General features: G+C 70.5%; 18 protein-coding genes. 14 read left to right on the top strand and 4 right to left on the bottom strand.

Annotation, left to right across the window (positions count from 1 at the left end):
- Positions 1–41: 41 nt before the first annotated feature.
- The 14 genes from ACIPSJ_RS39365 to ACIPSJ_RS39300 all read left to right on the top strand — a co-directional run bounded on the left by ACIPSJ_RS39365 (position 42) and on the right by ACIPSJ_RS39300 (position 14,446).
- Positions 42–1,121: a S1 family peptidase gene (locus tag ACIPSJ_RS39365; RefSeq protein ID WP_401353047.1), complete on the top strand. Its 1,080-nt coding sequence runs from the start codon at positions 42–44 to the stop codon at positions 1,119–1,121.
- 251 nt (positions 1,122–1,372) lie between these two features.
- Positions 1,373–1,549, top strand: a complete 177-nt coding sequence (locus ACIPSJ_RS39360) for a hypothetical protein (RefSeq protein WP_359208858.1) — start codon at positions 1,373–1,375, stop codon at positions 1,547–1,549.
- Complete coding sequence (locus ACIPSJ_RS39355) at positions 1,546–1,953, top strand: hypothetical protein (RefSeq protein ID WP_355723802.1); 408 nt, start codon at positions 1,546–1,548, stop codon at positions 1,951–1,953. The genes ACIPSJ_RS39360 and ACIPSJ_RS39355 overlap by 4 nt, the downstream gene beginning before the upstream one ends.
- Before the next feature lie 82 nt (positions 1,954–2,035).
- Positions 2,036–2,608 (top strand): phage tail protein, encoded by a 573-nt coding sequence (locus ACIPSJ_RS39350; protein ID WP_355723799.1) that lies wholly within the window; start codon positions 2,036–2,038, stop codon positions 2,606–2,608.
- A gap of 45 nt (positions 2,609–2,653) precedes the next feature.
- Positions 2,654–2,944 carry a hypothetical protein gene (locus ACIPSJ_RS39345; protein ID WP_355723796.1) on the top strand — a complete coding sequence of 97 codons (291 nt, stop codon included), beginning with the start codon at positions 2,654–2,656 and terminating at the stop codon, positions 2,942–2,944.
- Between the two features lie 422 nt (positions 2,945–3,366).
- The gene (locus tag ACIPSJ_RS39340; protein WP_401353044.1) at positions 3,367–4,083 is read left to right on the top strand and encodes a hypothetical protein; all 717 of its coding nucleotides are present in this window, start codon (positions 3,367–3,369) and stop codon (positions 4,081–4,083) included.
- 48 nt (positions 4,084–4,131) lie between these two features.
- Positions 4,132–5,397: a hypothetical protein gene (locus tag ACIPSJ_RS39335; RefSeq protein ID WP_359208866.1), complete on the top strand. Its 1,266-nt coding sequence runs from the start codon at positions 4,132–4,134 to the stop codon at positions 5,395–5,397.
- The gene (locus tag ACIPSJ_RS39330) at positions 5,394–6,254 is read left to right on the top strand and encodes a phage distal tail protein (RefSeq protein ID WP_401353041.1); all 861 of its coding nucleotides are present in this window, start codon (positions 5,394–5,396) and stop codon (positions 6,252–6,254) included. The genes ACIPSJ_RS39335 and ACIPSJ_RS39330 overlap by 4 nt, the downstream gene beginning before the upstream one ends.
- Positions 6,255–6,348: 94 nt before the next feature.
- On the top strand, positions 6,349–7,425 hold the full coding sequence (locus tag ACIPSJ_RS39325; RefSeq protein ID WP_359208873.1) for a hypothetical protein: 1,077 nt from the start codon (positions 6,349–6,351) through the stop codon (positions 7,423–7,425).
- Between the two features lie 49 nt (positions 7,426–7,474).
- Positions 7,475–8,479 (top strand): hypothetical protein, encoded by a 1,005-nt coding sequence (locus tag ACIPSJ_RS39320; protein WP_401353039.1) that lies wholly within the window; start codon positions 7,475–7,477, stop codon positions 8,477–8,479.
- Complete coding sequence (locus ACIPSJ_RS39315; RefSeq protein WP_359208879.1) at positions 8,479–9,606, top strand: hypothetical protein; 1,128 nt, start codon at positions 8,479–8,481, stop codon at positions 9,604–9,606. Before ACIPSJ_RS39320 ends, ACIPSJ_RS39315 begins: the two co-directional genes overlap by 1 nt.
- Before the next feature lie 20 nt (positions 9,607–9,626).
- On the top strand, positions 9,627–9,794 hold the full coding sequence (locus ACIPSJ_RS39310; protein ID WP_401353037.1) for a hypothetical protein: 168 nt from the start codon (positions 9,627–9,629) through the stop codon (positions 9,792–9,794).
- 213 nt (positions 9,795–10,007) lie between these two features.
- A complete protein-coding gene (locus tag ACIPSJ_RS39305; RefSeq protein ID WP_401353035.1) occupies positions 10,008–13,460 on the top strand; it encodes a DNA polymerase III subunit alpha in 3,453 nt (1,150 codons plus the stop codon).
- Complete coding sequence (locus ACIPSJ_RS39300; protein ID WP_401353033.1) at positions 13,457–14,446, top strand: DNA polymerase thumb domain-containing protein; 990 nt, start codon at positions 13,457–13,459, stop codon at positions 14,444–14,446. The genes ACIPSJ_RS39305 and ACIPSJ_RS39300 overlap by 4 nt, the downstream gene beginning before the upstream one ends.
- Positions 14,447–14,655: 209 nt before the next feature.
- Here the strand turns inward: ACIPSJ_RS39300 and ACIPSJ_RS39295 are convergent, their stop codons facing one another.
- The 4 genes from ACIPSJ_RS39295 to ACIPSJ_RS39280 form a co-directional block, all read right to left on the bottom strand.
- Positions 14,656–15,519: a helix-turn-helix transcriptional regulator gene (locus ACIPSJ_RS39295; protein ID WP_401353031.1), complete on the bottom strand. Its 864-nt coding sequence runs from the start codon at positions 15,517–15,519 to the stop codon at positions 14,656–14,658.
- A gap of 184 nt (positions 15,520–15,703) precedes the next feature.
- A complete protein-coding gene (locus ACIPSJ_RS39290; protein WP_401353029.1) occupies positions 15,704–16,456 on the bottom strand; it encodes a VOC family protein in 753 nt (250 codons plus the stop codon).
- 87 nt (positions 16,457–16,543) lie between these two features.
- Positions 16,544–16,852, bottom strand: coding sequence for a putative quinol monooxygenase (locus tag ACIPSJ_RS39285; protein ID WP_401353027.1), 309 nt, complete (start codon positions 16,850–16,852; stop codon positions 16,544–16,546).
- A gap of 44 nt (positions 16,853–16,896) precedes the next feature.
- Positions 16,897–17,205, bottom strand: coding sequence for a putative quinol monooxygenase (locus ACIPSJ_RS39280; RefSeq protein ID WP_401353025.1), 309 nt, complete (start codon positions 17,203–17,205; stop codon positions 16,897–16,899).
- Between the last annotated feature and the right edge of the window lie 919 nt (positions 17,206–18,124).

The raw sequence follows: 18,124 nt of genomic DNA, 5'->3' as shown, positions 1-18,124 counted from the left end.
CCCACAACCTGACGGGCCGACCCCCCACAGGAGGACGTGAGTTGAAGCACCGACGCATACCCAGGCGCCGGGCGGCGTTCGCGGGCGCGGGCATAGCCGCGCTCGTCGCCGCCGGAGTGACCTTCCAGAGTGCGAACGCGAGCGAGCCGGCCAAGGCCGCCGTGCCGCAGATCCTGTCTGCCCCGGCGGCCGGAAAGCTCGCCTCGACGCTCGCCGCCGACCTCGGCACCGACACGGCCGGCACGTACTACGACGCACAGGCGAAGAACCTCGTCGTCAACGTGCTCGACGACACCGCCGCGCAGACCGTCGAGGCGGCCGGGGCCAAGGCGAGACTCGTCGCCAACTCCCTCGCCGAACTCGACGGCGCGCGCACCGCGCTGAAGCGGGACGCGACCATCCCGGGCACCTCCTGGGCGACCGACCCGGTCAGCAACAAGGTCGTCGTCACCGCCGACAAGACCGTCACCGGGGCTGACCTGACCAAGCTCGCCAAGGTCGTCGACGGGCTCGGCGAGAAGGTCGAACTGCGCCACTCGAAGGGGGAGTTCAAGCCCTTCATCGCCGGCGGTGACGCGATCAGCGGCTCGGGCGGGCGCTGCTCGCTCGGCTTCAACGTGGTCAAGGGCGGCGAGCCGTACTTCCTGACCGCCGGGCACTGCACGGAGGCCATCTCCACCTGGTCCGACTCCTCCGGCGACGTGATCGGCCAGAACGCCCAGTCCAGCTTCCCCGGCAATGACTTCGGGCTGGTCAAGTACACCTCCGGGGTGGACCACCCGAGCGAGGTCGACCTCTACGACGGCTCCACCCGGAAGATCACGGGCGCGGCCGAGGCGACCGTGGGCATGAAGGTGACCCGCAGCGGCTCCACCACCCAGGTCCACGACGGCACGGTCACCGGTCTCAACGCCACCGTGAACTACTCGGAGGGCACGGTGAGCGGCCTCATCCAGACCGACGTCTGCGCCGAGCCCGGCGACAGCGGCGGCTCGCTCTTCTCGGGCAGCGACGCGATCGGCCTGACCTCCGGCGGCAGCGGCGACTGCACCTCCGGCGGGGAGACGTTCTTCCAGCCGGTGACGGAGGCGCTGTCGGCGACGGGGACCCAGATCGGCTGAGGGTTCCGCGGTCCGCGCGGGTCATGAGAGGGGGAACACCCGGCCTGAGGCCGGGTGTTCCCGCATGTGGGGGGAGGGCCAAGTCGTCGCCGTACACATGTCCCACGCAATCGTTACCTGTTCGAGATGTCCTGTGGCTCACGCTGCTCTTGGGATGCTGTTTACATTTGAGGCCCCAGGGGCGCCAACTCACTTGAAAACAAACGAAGTTGACCTTGGGGGTTCGTACAGCCGAACATCGGGGGAGTGCTGTGCAGAAGATCCAGCTGACCTATTGGTGGAACGGGCACGAGCCCGGGGACGTCGTCGAGGTGGACGACCCCACCGCGCGGGGAGCCCTGGGAGTCATCGCCAGGCCCGTGCCGGAGGCGGAGCCGGATCCCGAGGGCGAACCGGACGCCGACGCCGAGTCGGAGCCACGGCGATGAGCGAGCCGTACATCACCTTCCCGGACGTGGAGCAACTGGTCGTCGACCTGCTCAAGGACCGCAGCGAGCTGGCGGGTGTCCTGGTCGACGTCCAGCCGCCCTCCGGCTTCGACGGCTCCCAGCGCGCCGTCCTGGTCTCCCGGGTCGGCGGGGCCTGGGCGGAGGACCCCCGCCTGGACAACCCCCTGGTCGACCTGGAGGTGTACGGCCCCTCCAAACCCGCCGCCCACACCGTCTCCCTCGTCGCCCGCTCCCTGCTGCTCCAGCTGCGGGGCGCGGTGTACGGCGCGGCGACCGTCGTGGACGTCGTCGAGGAGGACGGCCCGCGCTGGCTGCCCGACTACCGGCACGCCACCGCCGCCCGCTACGTCTCGACCACCCGGCTGGTGGTCCGCCCGGCCTGACCGCCGGCCCCGTACGTACTTCCGCACCACTTCCGCAGCACTTCCTCAGCACGTCATGTCCCACTCCCATCAAGGAGCAGTGATGGCCGGAACGAACGCCAAGGAGATCAGGGTCGCGGGCAATGGCCGGGTTCTCATCGCACCGCTCGCCACCGCCCCGCCCGCCGACACCACCGCGGCCTGGGGGACCGGCTGGAAGGACCTCGGCTACACCACCACCGACGGGGTGAAGATCTCCAAGAAGGACAAGCTGGACCCCGTGGACACCTGGCAGAGCGTCAGCGCGGCGAGGTTCGTCTACTCCGACCGCGACCTGAGCTTCAAGTTCCAGCTCCTGCAACTGAACGAGGACACCCTGCCGTTCTTCTTCGGCGGCGGCCAGGTGAAGGAGACGGCGACCGGATCCGGCCTCTACAAGTACGAGCTGGCGGCCGAGCCGAAGTTCGACGAGCGGATGCTCGGGCTGGAGTTCCTCGACGGCACCGACGTCTCGTACCGGCTGATCATCGCGCGGGGGCAGGTGACCGAGACGGAGGAGGTCTCCCTCGTCCGGACGGCCCCCGTGAAGCTGGGGGTCACGTTCACGGCGCTGGCCACGGTGGACGGTGCCCCGCTGGCGACGATCCTGATGAAGGACGCGAACTTCGCCGCCTGATCTCTCTTCCCCGCCCTCCGCTCATCGCAAGGAGCGTCACCCGTCATGGCTCGTTTCAACGTCAACGCCGCCCGTGCCCAGCGTCTCGAAACCCTCGGGAGGGACTGGGAGTTCGAGGTGGACGACGATGTGTTCCGGCTGCCCACCGAGTTCCCGCGGAGCGTCGCCAAGCAGATCGCCGCGCTGGAGGACAACGACATCGACGGGCTGCTGGGGCTGCTGCTCGGTGCCGATCAGTTCGAGCGGTTCTGCAAGCACGACGTCAGTGTCCAGGACGTCTCCGCGATCCTGGAGGCGTACGGCAGCGAGACGGGGATGACGCTGGGGGAAGGCTGAGCCTCGGCGCGCTGGTCGACGAGCACGCCGAGGCCCTGGAGGCGGATCTGCTCCGCCACTACGGCGTCGACCTCCTCGACTGGCACCGGGGCCGGCTCTCCTCCCGCCGCCTGCGCGTCCTGATCGCGCATCTTCCGGCGGACTCGTCCTACGCCCGCGCGGTCCACGGCGAACAGGCGGACTGGACGGTCACCGACCACCTCCTGGCAGCCGTCGTCGACCATCTCGCCGTCGCCAACTGGATGTTCGCGACAGTCAACCGCGACGAGGACACGGAGCCGGCGGACTATCCGGAGCCGGTACCGCGGCCGGGGGCCGGCGCGGTGGAGACGGCCGGTTCGCCCGAACCGCGGGGCGCGACCCTCACGGAAGTCGTGGCCTTCCTCAATTCGCCCGCCTGAAAGCTTGAAAGGAGGCGACCTGTGCCGCCGTCGGAGCACGCGAGTATTCCGTCGTGGATCTATGACTACACGACGGTCAAGTCCTTCACGGACGCGGTGCGAAAGATCGTCTGGGACGTCAAGGCGCATGCCGACAACGTGCCGGTCACCGGGGTCAAGGGGGAGGTCACCGGCGGGTCCGTCACCGCCACCGGCGGCTCCCTGAGCGTGTTCGGGGTGCAGACCGAGTACAACCTGGTCAAGCACGAGGCCACGGCCATCGATCTCAACAAGATCCTGGAACGCGGAGCTGAGAGGCGGCGGGAGGAGGAGCTGGAGGGCCGGTTCCGGCGCGTCGAAACCGCGGTCGTGAGCGTCAAGGACCGGGTGGAGCGGGTGGAGCGGGATCTGACCAGGACCGTGACCGATATCCGCGGGAAGCAGGACAAGAACTATCAGCAGTTGAAGACCTGGACCGACCAGTTGCGGGGCAGGCTCCAGCGCGAGCGGGAGGAGCTGCTGAAGGCCGATCAAGTGCTGCACCAGCGCATCTCCAAGCTCCGGGACGAGGGCACCAAGGTCGGGCGCAAGGCAGCCGAGCACAGCAGATCCCTGGAGGCCAAGGCGGAGAAGCTGGAGACCCGGGTCAACAACGGCCTGAAGAAGGTCGAGGCCCTGGGGAGCGCCGCGCACAAGGCGAAAGGAGACATCGGCGACCTGATCCAACGGGTCACCGCCCTCGAACGGGCCCTGCACTGAGATCGACCACACCGACCCCAACGGCGACACCGACGGAGCCAACCCACCATGCAGACCTCCCTCGTAGCGGTCACCCGGGCGCTGAACCAGATGAGATCCGCGGCCACCGAAACCGGCGGTGCCGTCACGCGGATGCGGAGCGCGGTGACCGGGGCCACCGGCTCGGTCGACCGGCTCAAGGGGGCGGCGACGCAGACGAGCACGGCCAACACCCGGCTGCGGGCCTCGGCCGCGCAGGCGAGCGGCGGCTTCGACCAGATGCGGACCGCGGCCGCCCGGGCCTCCGGCGACGTCCAGCGGGCGGGCCGGAACGCGGCCTCGGGCGGTGGGCTGTTCAGCCGGTTCAGCCAGGGGCTGCGTACCGCGACCACCGCTCAGCGCGGCCTGAACACCGCCATGAAGGCCAACGTCATGGGCGCGATCCTCGCCCTCGTCATGCCGCTCATCACCAAGCTCATCGACATGGCGATGCAGTCGAAGACCGTGCAGGCCGTCGTACAAAGGGCGTTCAAGGCGATCAGTGACGCCGTCAGCGCGGCGATGAACTACATCAGACCGATCATCGAGCGGTACTGGCCCCGGATCAGTGAGGTGATCAGGCAGACCGTCACCATCATCTGGAACGTCGTCAGGACGTATTTCACGTTGTTGTGGAACTTCTGGAAGACCGTCTTCGACGGGATCGTCGCGGTCGTTCGCTTCGGGATCAATCTGGTCGTCAGTTATATACAGGGAGTCCGGAAGGTCTACGAGATCGTCCGCGACGCGTTCACCCAGGCCAAGAACGCCGTCTCCGACCGCATCAACGGGGTCGTCGACTTCGTGCGGGGGCTGCCGGGGCGGATCGTCAGCACGCTCTCCGGGCTCGTCTCACGGCTCAGGACGATGGGCGGTGACATCGTCGAGGGGCTCATCAACGGCATTCGCGACAAGGCCTCGGCCGTTCTCTCCGCCGTGAAGAACTTCATCGTCGACAAGATTCCCGGACCCATCCGCAGCGCTCTCGGGATCTCCTCGCCCTCCAAGGTGATGATGGGATTCGGCGGGGACATCGGGGAAGGGCTCGCCCTCGGGATGGAGGGGGCCGGGAACCGGGTCGCGGGGGCGGCCGGCAGGCTGGCCACGGCGACCGCGCGGGCGGCGATCGGGCCCGGCTACGGGCTCGCGGGTATCGCCGCGCGCGGGGGCGGTCGTACGACAGGTGCCGCCGTGGGAGCTCCCGTCACCGTCAATGTCCACCCCCGCCCCGGGCAGTCCGAGTACGAGATCGGCCGGATCACCGCCCGCGAACTCGCCTGGGCGGCGAAGCGATGAGCGGGCAGCAGCTCCAGCAGCCGGTGTTCGAGGTGGACGGCTGGGCCGGGAACACCGTCGACGAGGACGGCGTCGAGTGGTGGGTGACCAGTGAGCAGGGGTGGGCCGCCACCCCGCCGGTCCGGCTCACGCTGACCGACCGGCCCGAGCGGAACGGGGCGTTCGACGCGCCTTCCTACCGGTGCCCCCGCGTGATCACCCTGGAGGGTACGGCGATCGCTCCGGACCGGGCCGTACGGGAAGCGGCGAAGGACCGACTGGCCGCCGTGCTCGCGGACGGGAGCGGCCTCGTACCGCTCGTCGTCACCGAGCCGCACCGGGTCCGCCGGGCCCTGGTGCGGCTCAGCGCCGAGACGAAGATCGTCGACCGCAAGGCCGGGGTCTTCGAGTTCTCCCTGACCATGACCGCGCCGGATCCGCTGCGTTACTCGTACGGCCTCAACGTCCGTACCTGCCCGCTGCCCTCCTCCAGCGGCGGGGTCTCCTTCCCGCTCACCTTCCCGCTGGACTTCGGCAGCGGCTCCTCCGGCGGGCGGCTGCTGCTGGAGAACGCGGGCACCGCGCCCACCTGGCCGGTCTGGCGGATCGGCGGCCCCTGTGTCCAGCCGGTCATCACCGACACCGCGACCGGGGAGGAGCTGGCCTTCGATCTCACCCTCCAGGACGGCGAGTTCCTGCTCGTCGACACCGACGCGCGCTCGGTCCTGCTCCAGGGCACGGCCTCCCGCCGGGCCGCGCTGCGGCCGGGCTCGGACTGGTTCCCGCTCCGGCCGGGGCAGAACCCCGTCCTCTTCCGCGCCCGCGACTTCGCCTCCGCCGCCCGGCTGACCGCCGAGTGGCGGGACGCCTGGATCTGACCACCACCCCGGCCCAAGGCCTCGGCCAAGGCCCCCGCCCAAGGTCCCCACTCAAGGCCCCCACTCAAGGCTCCCACCCAAGGAAGGCATCCTCATGGCCGACTTCGAGCGCGACTCCGGATGGCTCTCCGGCAGCGTCGTCGACGCCGAGGACGCCCGGCTCGCCACCGGCGTGCTCGCCTCGGCGTCCGCGAACCCGAACACCCCGATCGCCGCCCGCACCGGCATCAGGCCCGGCCCGGGCAGCCCCGGCAACGTCGAGGCGACCTCCACCCCCTCCCGCAATGTGACCGTCCGGCCTTTCCAGGGGGTCGTCCAGGGCACCCGCACCACCGCCGCGGGCGCGTACCTGATCACGCTGGCCCAGCAGAAGACCCTCGACGTGCTGACCGCCGCCCCGGCCGACACCTCCAACCCCCGGATCGCCCTCGTCGTGGCCCAGCAGACCGACCGGCAGTACGGCGACGAGAGCGACGGGATGCTGGTACGGGTGGTGGCCGGGGCGCCCGCGGCCACGCCGGTCGCGCCCACGGTGACCGGCGACCTCATCCCGCTCGCCCAGATCACCGTCCGCGCGAACGCGGGGTCCGTCACCGCGGCCGACATCAAGGACCTGCGCGTCTCCACGGTCGCCGCGGGCGGGGTGTTACCGCTCCAGGCCGCCGAGACGCTCCCGGCCGACGGGTACTCGGGGCAGCGGCTGTACGACCTCGAAACCGGCCTCGACCTGGTCCGCGTCGACACCGCCTGGCGGCCCGCGGTCACCGGCGCGGTGCAGTTCTTCGGCCCGGCCGACACGGGCTGGCCCAAGTCCGGCTCGACCGACACGACCGTCTTCGTGTTCAACCAGGTGACGGTCACCCCCGCCCCGTACCCGCGCATGCTGATGTGCACCGCCCAGCTGACGGCCACGTCCTCGTCCACCGACTCCCGGTTCGACCACTCGGTCAAAGTGGTCGGCGAGAGCGCCAACCTGGGCATCAGCGCCTTCTCCGGCGGCCCCACCGGCGTCAACACGAGCGTGACCACCGTCCACCGGCTGATGCCCGCCGGCACGACCCCTCTGGTGTTCGTCCAGCAGTTCCAACGGGTCGCGGGCACGGGGACTGTGACCGGTCTCGCCAACTCGACCTACTCCGGGCTGCGGGTGCTGGCCTTCCCCGTCCCCTGACCGCGACCGCCCGATCCCGCATGCCACCTTTCCCACGAGGAGCGCCCTCATGAGCACGCCCACCCCAGAACGCGACTCCGGCTGGATCTCCGGCGGTGTCGTCGACGCCGAGGACGCCCGGCTCGCCACCGGGGTGCTCGGCGCGCCCGGCGCGGGCCCGGTGCAGGCCCGCAGCGGGATCCGGCCCTCCACCGGCGACCCCGGCAAGGTCCAGGCCACCGCCACCGTGTCCGGCAAGGTCACCGTCAACCCCTTCCAGGGCGTGATCCAGGGCACGAGGGCCACCGCGACCGGCGCCTACCTCGTCACGCTCGACCAGCTCAAGACCCTCGACGTGCTCGGCACCAACCCCGCCGACGCGGCCAACCCGCGCAACGACCTGGTCGTCGCCCGGCAGCGGGACGTCCAGTACGGCGACGCCACCACCGCCATGACCGTCGAACTCGTCAAGGGAACCGCCGCCGCCACCCCCGTCGACCCCGCGGTCACCGGCGACGCCATCCCGCTCGCCCGGATCAAGGTCGCGAAGAACGTCACGACCGTCACCAGCGCCGACATCGAGGACCTGCGCCCCTGGACCACGGCCGCCGGCGGCATCCTCCGCATCTCGGGCGAGGCCGGCCGGCCCACGTACCCCTACAGCGGCATGTACGTCCACCGCTGGGACACCAACCACCTGGAGTGGTACGACAGTTCGGCGGGCTGGCGGGCCCTCAACGACGACACCGGCTGGACCCCGCTCACCCTGCTCGCCAACTGGACCGTGAGCAACGGCGAGACACCGGCCGTCCGGCGGATCGGATCCGTCGTCCATCTGCGCGGCGCGATGATCACCAGCGTGACCATCCCGGTCAACACCGCCCCCACCATCATCACCGTCCCGGCCGGGTTCCGCCCGGCGGTGCGGCACCACTGGTACGCGGTGCTGGGCGGCACGAGGACCGGCGTCGAACTCCTGCTCAGCACCGACGGCAACCTGCTGGTGTACCCCCAGTCGACCGCCCTGCCCGCCACTCAGCTGGTCTACCTCAACACCACCTGGCTGGTGGGCTAGTGACCCGTACCCCGACCCGCTACACCTACTACACCGCCGACCTCGCGACCGGCGCCATCACCGACGAACTCCCTTTGTACGACGCCACGTTCAGTACGCAGCTGAACGAAGCCGGTGAGTTCCGCGCCCGGTTGCCCCTCGACGACCCCCGGGTCACCGTCCACCGCCCCCGGGAACTCACCGAACCCGGACGGGCCGCCCTCTACGTCGAGCGGGACGGCGTGCTCGTCTGGGGCGGGGTGATCTGGACCGCCAAGTACACCTCCGCCGACCGGCACCTGGAGATCGGGGCGGCCGGTCTCCTCTCCTACTTCGACCACCGCCGTGTCCTGCCCGCCGACTTCGACCCCGACACCACCGACTGGGCCACCGTCCACGTCCCCTTCACCGATCGCGACCAGTCCGACATCGCCCGGGCCCTGGTCGCCACCGCCCAGGCCCACGAAGGCGGCGACATCCAGGTCCGCCCCGAGTCCACGGCCACCTCCGGCATCACCCGCACCCTCGACTACCCCGGCAGCGGCCTCAAGAGCGTCGGCGAGGCCCTGCGCGAACTGGCCAGCCTGGAGGACGGCCCCGACTTCCTCTTCGACGTGGCGTACGGCACCGACGGCCGCCCCGTCCGCAGACTCCGCGTCGGCACCCCCCACCTCGGCCAGCAGGGCACCCCGCATGTGTGGGAGTACGGGGCCGGCCTCACCGGTTACACCTGGCCGGTGGACGGCGCCTCCACCGCGAGCCGCGTCTTCGCCCTCGGCGAGCAGAGCGAGACCGGCCAGCTCGTCGCCGTCGCCGAGGACCGCACCACCGGACGTCCCCTCACCGAGACCGAGGTCTCCTACGTCAACCTCACCGATGCGGACCTCCTGCGCTCCCAGGCCCGTTCGGCCCTCGCCGCCGTCTCGGCCCCCGTCGTCCTGCCCGAACTGACCGTGCGCGCCGACCTGGAACCCGTACTCGGCTCCTACCAGGTCGGCGACGACGCCACCGTCGTCATCAAGGACGTGTTCTTCCCCGAGGGCACCCACTTCGACGTACGGATCACCGGGATCGAGGTCACCCCGGGCAACGACGCGGGGGAGGAGCAGGTCCAGCTGACCGTGACACCCGCCGCGAACACCCCCTGAACCTGAACGAGGAGCACGCCATGACCAGGATCAACCGCCCCGACACCCTCCTCACCGAGCTGAGGGACATCAAGCGCCGTCTGCACGCCCTGGAGACCGCACAGCGCACGACGGCCGCCGCGACCGCAGCCCGGACGATCGCCGCGGAACCGGATGCCGCCGAGACGGACACTCCCGAGTCCGAATAGGTCCCGGTCTCCAACTGTTCTGCCCCGCCCGGGAGATGGCGGGGCAGTCCTGTTTCGGCCGCCGGCCACTTCCTCAGTAAATCGCTGATGTGTTCGAATATGGATCGAATCAGGGTCGCTGACCGGTGCTGATGAGGCTAGAGTAATCGAACGAGCGTACGATGAACATATCGGGTGTATGGCTGAAAAGGGGTGGAGTGATGGAGGTGCGGCATGACGGGCTTCGCCCATCTGCACGTCGCGTCCGGTTACTCCGCCCGCTACGGCGCCTCCCATCCCGAGCAGCTGGCCCGGCGGGCGGCCGAGCGGGGCATGTCCGCGCTCGCGCTCACCGACCGGGACACGGTCACCGGGGCTGTTCGATTCGCGCAGGCCTGTGCGAAGGAGGGGGTCCGGCCGGTCTTCGGCATCGACCTGGCGGTACGGGCCCTGGCGCCCGCGCCGCCCGCCCAGCGCCGCCGCACCCCGGCGCGCGGCGGCGCGCACGTGATCGAGCCGCCGCTGCGGTTCGCGCTGCTCGCGCGGAACCGGGAGGGCTGGGCGCGGCTGTGCCGGATCACGTCGGCCGCCCATGTCGGCGCCGTGTCCGGCACGGCACCGGTGGTGCCGTGGGAGGCGCTGCGCGAGTACGGCGGCCCCGGCCTGACCGTGCTGCTCGGCCCGCTCTCGGAACCGGTGCGGGCGCTGTCGGTGGGCCGGGAGGACGTCGCGGTGAGGCTGCTGGCGCCCTGGAAGGAGATCTTCGGGAGTGGGGTCCGGTTGGAGATCGTTGCGCAGAAACGTTTCGGCGTCGGGGCGGGATCGCTACGACTGGCCGCCCGCACCCTCGCCCTGGCCGACCGCACCCGCACCACCGCCGTACTCTCCAACGCCGTCCGCTACGCCGACCCCGACCAGCACCGCCTCGCCGACGTCCTGGACGCCGCCCGGCTGCTCAGACCCATCGACCGGCGCCGCCTGGACAGCGGGCAGCGCTGGCTCAAGGACGAGCGAGGAATGGAGACCGTCGCCCGCATGATCGCCGAATGCGCCGGAACGGACGTCCACCGGGCCCGCCGGCTGCTGGCGGACACCGCCGACACCGCGACCACGTGCACCGTCGACCCGGCGGCCGACCTCGGCCTCCGCACCCCGCACCTCCCCGAACCGGCGCTCTTCGGCGCCGACCCCGGAGCGGACGGCGCGGCCCGGCTGCTCCGCCTGCGCTGTGAGGCCGGCCTGGCCCGGCGCGGCCTCGACCGCGACCCGCAGGCGCTCGCCCGGCTGGACGAGGAACTCGCCGTCATCTCCCACTGGAACTACGACTCGTACTTCCTCGCCATCGGGCAGGTCGTCGCCGACATCCGGGCCAAGGGCATCCGGGTCGCGGCCCGCGGTTCCGGCGCCGGCTCCCTGGTCTGCCACGCCCTGGACATCGCCACCGCCAACCCGCTCGACCACAGCCTGCTGTTCGAACGCTTCCTGAGTCGGCGCCGGGAGTCGCTGCCCGACATCGACATCGACGTGGAGTCCGCCCGCCGCCTGGAGTGCTACGACACGATCTTCGAACGCTTCGGCAAGGAGCGGGTGGCCGTCACCGCGATGCCCGAGACCTACCGCGCCCGCCGGGCCCTGCGCGACACCGGCCTCGCCCTCGGCATCCCGCCCGCCGACGTCGACCGGATCGCCAAGAGCTTCCCGCACCTGCGCGCCTGCGACATCGGCAGTGCCCTCGCCGAACTGCCCGAACTGCGGCGACTGGCCGCCGAGGCACACCGGTACGGCCCGCTGTGGGAACTCGCCGAAGGCCTCGACTCCCTGGTCCACGGCATGGCCATGCACCCCTGCGGCGTGGTCATCAGCGACGCCGGCCTCCTGGACCGGCTGCCGGTGCAGCCCACCCCCCAGGGCGACTACCCCATGGCCATGGCCGCGAAGGAGGAGATCGAGGCGCTCGGCAACATCAAACTCGACGTCCTGGGCGTGCGCATGCAGTCCGCGATGGCCCACGCGGTCGCCGAGATCGAGCGCACCACCGGCAATCACATCGACCTCGACGACCCCGAACAAGTGCCGCTCGACGACGTCTTCGCCTTCAAGCTCATCCAGGCCGGCCAGACCCTCGGCCTGTTCCAGCTGGAGTCGCCCGGCCAGCAGGACCTGCTGTCCCGGCTCCAGCCCCGCGACGTCCAGGACGTCATCGCCGACATCAGCCTCTTCCGTCCCGGCCCGGTCGCCGGCGGCATGCCCGAGCGCTATATCGCCGCCCGGCACGGCGGCACGCCCGTCTACGCTCACCCGGATCTCGAACCGGTCCTGTCCGACACCTACGGCGTGACCATCTGGCACGAGCAGATCATCGAGACGCTGTCCGTGCTGACCGGCTGCGACCGGGCCTTCGCGGAGATCACCCGGCGGGCGCTCGGCGACAAGGGTCAACTGCCCAGGATCAGGGACTGGTTCCATCAGGAGGCCCGCGCGCGTGGTTACGGCGCGGCCGTCCGGGACGAGGTGTGGAAGACCGTGGAGGCCTTCGGCGCCTACGGCTTCTGCCGCGCCCACGCGGTCGCCTTCGCCGTCCCCGCGCTGCAGAGCGCGTGGCTCAAGGCGCACTACCCGGCGTTCCTGCTGTCCGGCCTCCTCGAACACGACCCCGGCATGTGGCCCAAGCGGGTCCTGGTCTCCGACGCCCGCCGGGGCGGGGTTCCCGTCCTGCCCGTCGACGTCAACGACTCACGGGTGCGGCACACCGTGGAGAAGGCCGACGGGGACCGGTGGGGCGTACGGCTTGCCCTCTCCGCGGTGCACGGGATCAGCGAGGCGGAGTGCGCGCGGATCGAGGAGGGGCAGCCGTACGGTTCGCTGTCGGACTTCTGGCAGCGGGCCCGTCCCAGCAGACCGGTCGCCGAGCGCCTCGCCGGGATCGGTGCCCTGAACTGTCTGCACGACGGCCGCCTCACCCGCCGTGACCTGCTGCTCCAGATCGCCGAACTCCACCACCAGTCCCGCAGCCGGTCCGCAGGCGCGGGCCAACTGCCCATCAGCGCGGACGCCGTCGGCGGGGCGGAACCGAGCGGGCTGCCGGAGATGACCGGGCGCGAGGCCCTGAGCGCCGAGCTGAACACCCTCGGCATCGACGTCTCCCGGCACCTGATGGAGCACCACCACCGGCTGCTGCGGGAGATCGGCGCGACCGACGCGGCGCATCTGGCGGGTATGCGCGCCGGCCGGCAGGTCCTGGTCGCGGGGGTGCGGGCCTCGACCCAGACCCCGCCGATCGCGAGCGGCAAGCGGATCATCTTCGTCACCCTGGAGGACGGCTCCGGACTCGTCGACCTGGCGTTCTTCGAGGACTCCCATCCGGCCTGCGCGCACACCGTGTTCCACAGCGGGCTGCTGCTGGTGCGCGGCACGGTCCAGGTGCGCGGCACCCGTCGTACCGTCGTCGGGACCATGGCCTGGGACCTGGACGAGATCGCCGCCGCGCGCCGGGACGACGGCCCCGAGGCCGCCCTCGCCCTCCTCGGCCGGAGCAGTCCGCACCCGACCCCCGCCCAGCCGCGGCGCACCCTGGTCGACGGCACCGCGGGCGCCCGCCTCCACCCGTACGCCGATCTCCAGCCGGCGGGTACCCGTTCCGCCGACCTGAAGAAGTTCGGCCACCGCAGCCCAGGGAGCGCGGGATGAGCGGGGCGAGCGCACGGCAGCGGCACATCGCCCACCTGCACCTGCACGCGGCACTGACCGAGGCCCAGTACGCCGATATAATCGAACTGATGTCTGAGGTCACGCCTCATGTGCAGGCGGTACCGCCCGACGCCGTACAGCTCGACCTGACGTCGGCGCTCCGGTACTTCGACCTGTCTCCCTACGACATGGTCCAGACGGCGATGATCCGGCTGAAGCTCTTCTACGGCATCGACAGCAGCGCCGGCCTCGCGGGCAACCGGATGCTGGCCGCCATGGCGGCCGACGCGTCCGCGCCCGGGGACACCACCTGGGTCCCCGTCGAACGGGCCGCCGAATGGCTGCACCCACGCCCGGTCACCGCGCTGCCCGGGATCGGCCGTGCCACAGCCTCGACGCTCAGCAGGTACGGCCTGCACACCATCGGCCAGATCACCGACCTGCCCGCAGCGACCCTGCAACGGCTCCTCGGAGCCGGCCAGGCACGACTGCTGGCCGAGCGCGCCCGCGGCCATGACCTCCGCCCGGTGGTCCCCGCGGAACCGGCGACCCATCTGAGTGCCGACCTTGTGCTGGACCAGGACTGTCTCGATCCGGCGCGGCAGCACCGGGCGGTCCTGGGACTTGCCGAACAGGTCGGCCTGCGCCTGCGCGGTGAGAGCCAGGTCGCCGGCCGGCTCGCCCTCACGGTGAGATACGCCGACCGCAGCTCCACCACGCGCACGCGGACCCTGCCGGAGTCCACCGACCACTCGCCCGCCCTCGCGGCGGTGGCCCTGGGCCTGCTGGCCGGCCTCGGCCTGCAACGCGCGAGAGTCCGCGCCTTCGTGATCCGTGCCGACGACCTGCTGCCGGCCGACCGCGCCTGTCGCCAGCTCTCCCTGGATCCCGGCGACGCCCGGGCCCGAGCCGCCGAAGCGGCCGCCGACCGTGCCCGCCGTCGCTTCGGGGCGGAAGCCGTACGTCCAGCCGCTCTCGCCGACTGACCGCGAGGACGACGGCACCCACCTCACCCTCCTCTCTTCAGACGCCATGGCACGCGTACGCGACGGCGTCCTGTGCTGCGACGGACGACCCTGTCGGACTCGACCCGGCTCCTGGTTTCCAGCCGCGCGGCAGCGGATTGCAGGTGTGACGCGTGGCTTTCGACAGCCGCTGCGGGTAGCCGGGTAGCCGGGTCGGCGGACCGGGGCTGTCAGCCGGCGGGCGGGGTGGTGATCTCGGGCGCGGTCCAGTTGCTCAGGAGCTGGAGTGCCTGGGCGGTGTCGGAGCCTGGTTCTACGTTGTAGACGCACAGCGTCTGCTCGGTGTCGCCGGGGACTTGGAACGACTCGTAGGAGAAGTGGAGATCGCCGACGACCGGGTGGAAGTAGTGCTTGGCGCCATGGGTGCGGCGCAGGACCGTGTGGTCGTTCCACCACGTCGAGAACTCGGGGCAGAGCAGGGTGAGTTCTCCGACGAGGTCGGCGAGCTGACGGTCGCCCGGGTAGCGGCCGGCCTCCATCCGCAGGATGGCCACCGTCTCTGAGGCGATCTTGCCCCAGTCGCCGACGCGTTCGCGGGCCTGCGGGTCCAAGAGGTAGTAGCGGGCGAGGTTACGCCGGGTGGCCGGCAGGGCGTCGAAGTCGGTGAGGACGACCCTGGCGAGGTGGTTGGAGGCCAGCACGTCGGTGCGTCTCCCGAGGATGAACGCCGGCACGTGGCTCAGAGTCTCCAGCATCAGATGCAGGCCGGGCCGGACCCGAGGCGGCCGGTTAGGGGTGCGGCGTGCTACGTGAGGGCCGGGCAGCAGCAGGTCGGTGAGGTGCTCGCGTTCGGACGAGTCGAGCTGGAGGGTCCGGGCCAGGGCCTCGACGACCTCGGTGGAGGGGTTGCCGGCGCGCCCTTGTTCCAGGCGGGTGTAGTACTCGGTGCTCACGCCTGCCAGGCGTGCGACTTCGTCCCGGCGCAGGCCCGGGACGCGGCGGACGCGCCCGTCGGAGGGAAGCCCGGCCTGGTCCGGACCGATCGCGGCGCGGCGAGTGCGGAGGAAGTCGGCGATCTCCTTGCTGCGGTCCATGGTCCCAGTGTGGCGCCGCCGACACCGGTCCGGCGGTTCCAGGGTGGCCCTGGCAGTACCTGTCTGGTCAGGGACTGTTATGGCCCCCTGGCGGAGACGGTGGGCCCGTGTGCTCGACGTGTGCCCGGGAGGCTCGTCTGTCTCGGACGGCGCGACCGGGTCCGGGACAGACGAGCCGGACCGGTCAGGCGGCGATGGCCTGGGCCAGCTCGATGACGTTGCCGCTGTTGTCTTTGATCATCGCCAGACGCTGGCCGATCGGGTCGACCACGAACGGCTCGGCGAAGATGGTGACCCCGCGGCCCCGCAGCTCCTCGACGCTCTTGTCCAGGTCGGCTACGCGCAGGCACAGGTGGATGTATCCGCTGCGTCCGAGGTGGTCGCCGATGTCGTTCTGCTCGGCGGCCGGGCTGGGCTGCCCGTCTCCGATCAGCTCGATCTCGAACTCGCCCAGTCGGACGTAGGCGAACCGCATGCCGGGCGCCGCGTCGCCGAGCGTCCACTCCTTGACCAGCTCGAAGCCGAGCTTCTCGGTGTAGAAGGCGATCGACTCGTCGTAGTCGCCGACCCGCAGCGCGACGTGGTCGGCGTAGCGGAAGGCCAGTGCGCCGTCGCCGACGACGGCCACCGCCTGCGACGGGTCCTCGACGCGGTTGCCGCGGATGAGCCAGGTCGGTTCGCCGCCCTCGACGAGCGGGACGATGGTGTCGAAGAACTGCTGGAAGTACGGGCCCGCGGCGTGGGTGTTGAACGCATCGAGGCTCTCGTAGCCCTCGTTGAGGTAGAACCGGTTCGGGATGTTCTCGTCGGCGATCAGCTCGAACCGCAGCGTGCCCGGCTCGTTGGCGTTGGATTCGCGCCCGTCCAGGTGCGAGGCCGCGATGAACTCGTCGACGCGACCGGGCTTGACGTCGAAGTAGACAGCGACGTGGTACATGGTTGCTCCAGATCAGTGGGAGGGGGAAGGGTGGGGCGTGGTCGGGCGCTCGCCCGGCGTGTGCGCCGCGCCGGGCGAACGCCCCGCTCAGTTGCCTGCGTCGTCGGGCAGGTCGGTGAGCCGACGCAGACCGAACGGTTCGAGCAGGATGGTTCCGAGCGCGTCGTTGATGCGCTTGAAGTGCGGCGTCGTGAAGTGGTACTGGAGTGCGGCTTCGTCAGCCCACTCCTCCAGGCAGACCATCGCGCCCGAGCGGTTCGGGTCCGACATCGGCCGGTAGCCGAGGCAGCCCTCCTCTGCTTCTGACGGCTCGATCATGGCGTTGAGCTCATCGCGCAGCTGGTCCTCGTAGCCGGGCTTGGCCTGGAAGCTGGCTATCAGCATGAGTGTGGACATCACTGTTCCTGACTGGTGAGGCCGGCGGACTGGGGCGTGCGCCGTCAGGCCGACGGGTCTTCCACGCGGTTGCCGCGGATGAGCCAGGTCGGTTCGCCGCCCTCGACGAGCGGGACGATGGTGTCGAAGAACTGCTGGAAGTACGGGCCCGCGGCGTGGGTGTTGAACGCGTCGAGGCTCTCGTAGCCCTCGTTGAGGTAGAACCGGTTCGGGATGTTCTCGTCGGCGATCAGCTCGAACCGCAGCGTGCCCGGCTCGTTGGCGTTGGACTCGCGCCCGTCCAGGTGCGAGGCCGCGATGAACTCGTCGACGCGACCGGGCTTGACATCGAAGTAGACAGCAACGTGATACATCGCGAAAACTCCTCAATGATTCTGCGGAAGACGGATTCAAATACCGCGATCGGGATTCACGCGGCTTTCCGCCTTGCGCCCTTTCGCTGATGTCAATTCCAGCAGGGGCCGAGAGCCCGCGGACCGCCTTACCAGGCCCCCTGGTAACTAGTACTCGGAGGGCTACCTTGGCTCACCAAATGCGTTTGACCAGCGAAAACAGGGTCTAGGAGGTCGGGCGTCATCAATGAACGTGTCACCAGCCACAGGGTTCTTGCCAGCGACCTTGTTCAGCGGTCTGGAGGGCTTCGCGACAGTGCTTCGGTCATCGCTTGCCGGAAGCGGCGGAGGCCGCCACGGCTTCTCAAGTCGGCTCACTCTCGACGGGCGAGAGGCAGCGGGACGGCGATGCCGGGGCGCTTTGCGAATTGCTCGCGGAGTGCGGCGTTCTCGGCGAGGAGGGTGGCGATGACGGTCGATGCGGGCGCAACCCGCTGCTGAAGTCGTCGGCTCTCTTGCCCGTTGCCCGGCGGACGCGTGCCGCTCGCCAGAGGTTGTTCTTGGTCGGCTTGCCGTCGTTGTGGGTGGGTCGGCCGGTGAACAGGCGCTCCATGACCCGTCGCACTTCAACTCCGGCGCGGGACGTCCAGCATCTGTACGAGCCGGGCGAGTTCCTCCTGGAAGAACGGGCCGTACCTTGTCGATGAGCCCCGAGTCGAAGTCGGGCCAGTCGAAGGCGCTGTCCTCGTAGAGATGCCGGGCGTGCGGCCACGCGGCTGCCGCGAGGGCGGTGAGTCCGGTACAGACCCGGCGTGCGGCATCCGGGGCGGGGCCGGCCTCCCAGGCGGCGTTCACGGCGTCGGCCAGGGTGGTGCACACGTCGTTGATGAGCATGGTGACCAGGTCGTCCCGGTTCGCGACGTAGCCGTAGATCGCGTTG

The sequence above is a fragment of the Streptomyces sp. NPDC090088 genome (assembly GCF_044747345.1).
Lineage (GTDB): Bacteria > Actinomycetota > Actinomycetes > Streptomycetales > Streptomycetaceae > Streptomyces.
The sequence above is the reverse complement of the archived record's forward strand: the minus strand, read 5'-3'. Positions and strand labels throughout refer to the sequence as shown.

Bases quoted from the DNA above. Each gene is read 5' to 3' on its own strand.
- ACIPSJ_RS39355 (WP_355723802.1), top strand. From the start codon at position 1,546: ATGAGCGAGCCGTACATCACCTTCCCGGACGTGGAGCAACTGGTCGTC.
- ACIPSJ_RS39350 (WP_355723799.1), top strand. From the start codon at position 2,036: ATGGCCGGAACGAACGCCAAGGAGATCAGGGTCGCGGGCAATGGCCGG.
- ACIPSJ_RS39345 (WP_355723796.1), top strand. From the start codon at position 2,654: ATGGCTCGTTTCAACGTCAACGCCGCCCGTGCCCAGCGTCTCGAAACC.
- ACIPSJ_RS39335 (WP_359208866.1), top strand. From the start codon at position 4,132: ATGCAGACCTCCCTCGTAGCGGTCACCCGGGCGCTGAACCAGATGAGA.
- ACIPSJ_RS39330 (WP_401353041.1), top strand. From the start codon at position 5,394: ATGAGCGGGCAGCAGCTCCAGCAGCCGGTGTTCGAGGTGGACGGCTGG.
- ACIPSJ_RS39325 (WP_359208873.1), top strand. From the start codon at position 6,349: ATGGCCGACTTCGAGCGCGACTCCGGATGGCTCTCCGGCAGCGTCGTC.
- ACIPSJ_RS39320 (WP_401353039.1), top strand. From the start codon at position 7,475: ATGAGCACGCCCACCCCAGAACGCGACTCCGGCTGGATCTCCGGCGGT.
- ACIPSJ_RS39310 (WP_401353037.1), top strand. From the start codon at position 9,627: ATGACCAGGATCAACCGCCCCGACACCCTCCTCACCGAGCTGAGGGAC.
- ACIPSJ_RS39305 (WP_401353035.1), top strand. From the start codon at position 10,008: ATGACGGGCTTCGCCCATCTGCACGTCGCGTCCGGTTACTCCGCCCGC.
- ACIPSJ_RS39300 (WP_401353033.1), top strand. From the start codon at position 13,457: ATGAGCGGGGCGAGCGCACGGCAGCGGCACATCGCCCACCTGCACCTG.
- ACIPSJ_RS39295 (WP_401353031.1), bottom strand. From the start codon at position 15,519: ATGGACCGCAGCAAGGAGATCGCCGACTTCCTCCGCACTCGCCGCGCC.
- ACIPSJ_RS39290 (WP_401353029.1), bottom strand. From the start codon at position 16,456: ATGTACCACGTCGCTGTCTACTTCGACGTCAAGCCCGGTCGCGTCGAC.
- ACIPSJ_RS39285 (WP_401353027.1), bottom strand. From the start codon at position 16,852: ATGTCCACACTCATGCTGATAGCCAGCTTCCAGGCCAAGCCCGGCTAC.
- ACIPSJ_RS39280 (WP_401353025.1), bottom strand. From the start codon at position 17,205: ATGTATCACGTTGCTGTCTACTTCGATGTCAAGCCCGGTCGCGTCGAC.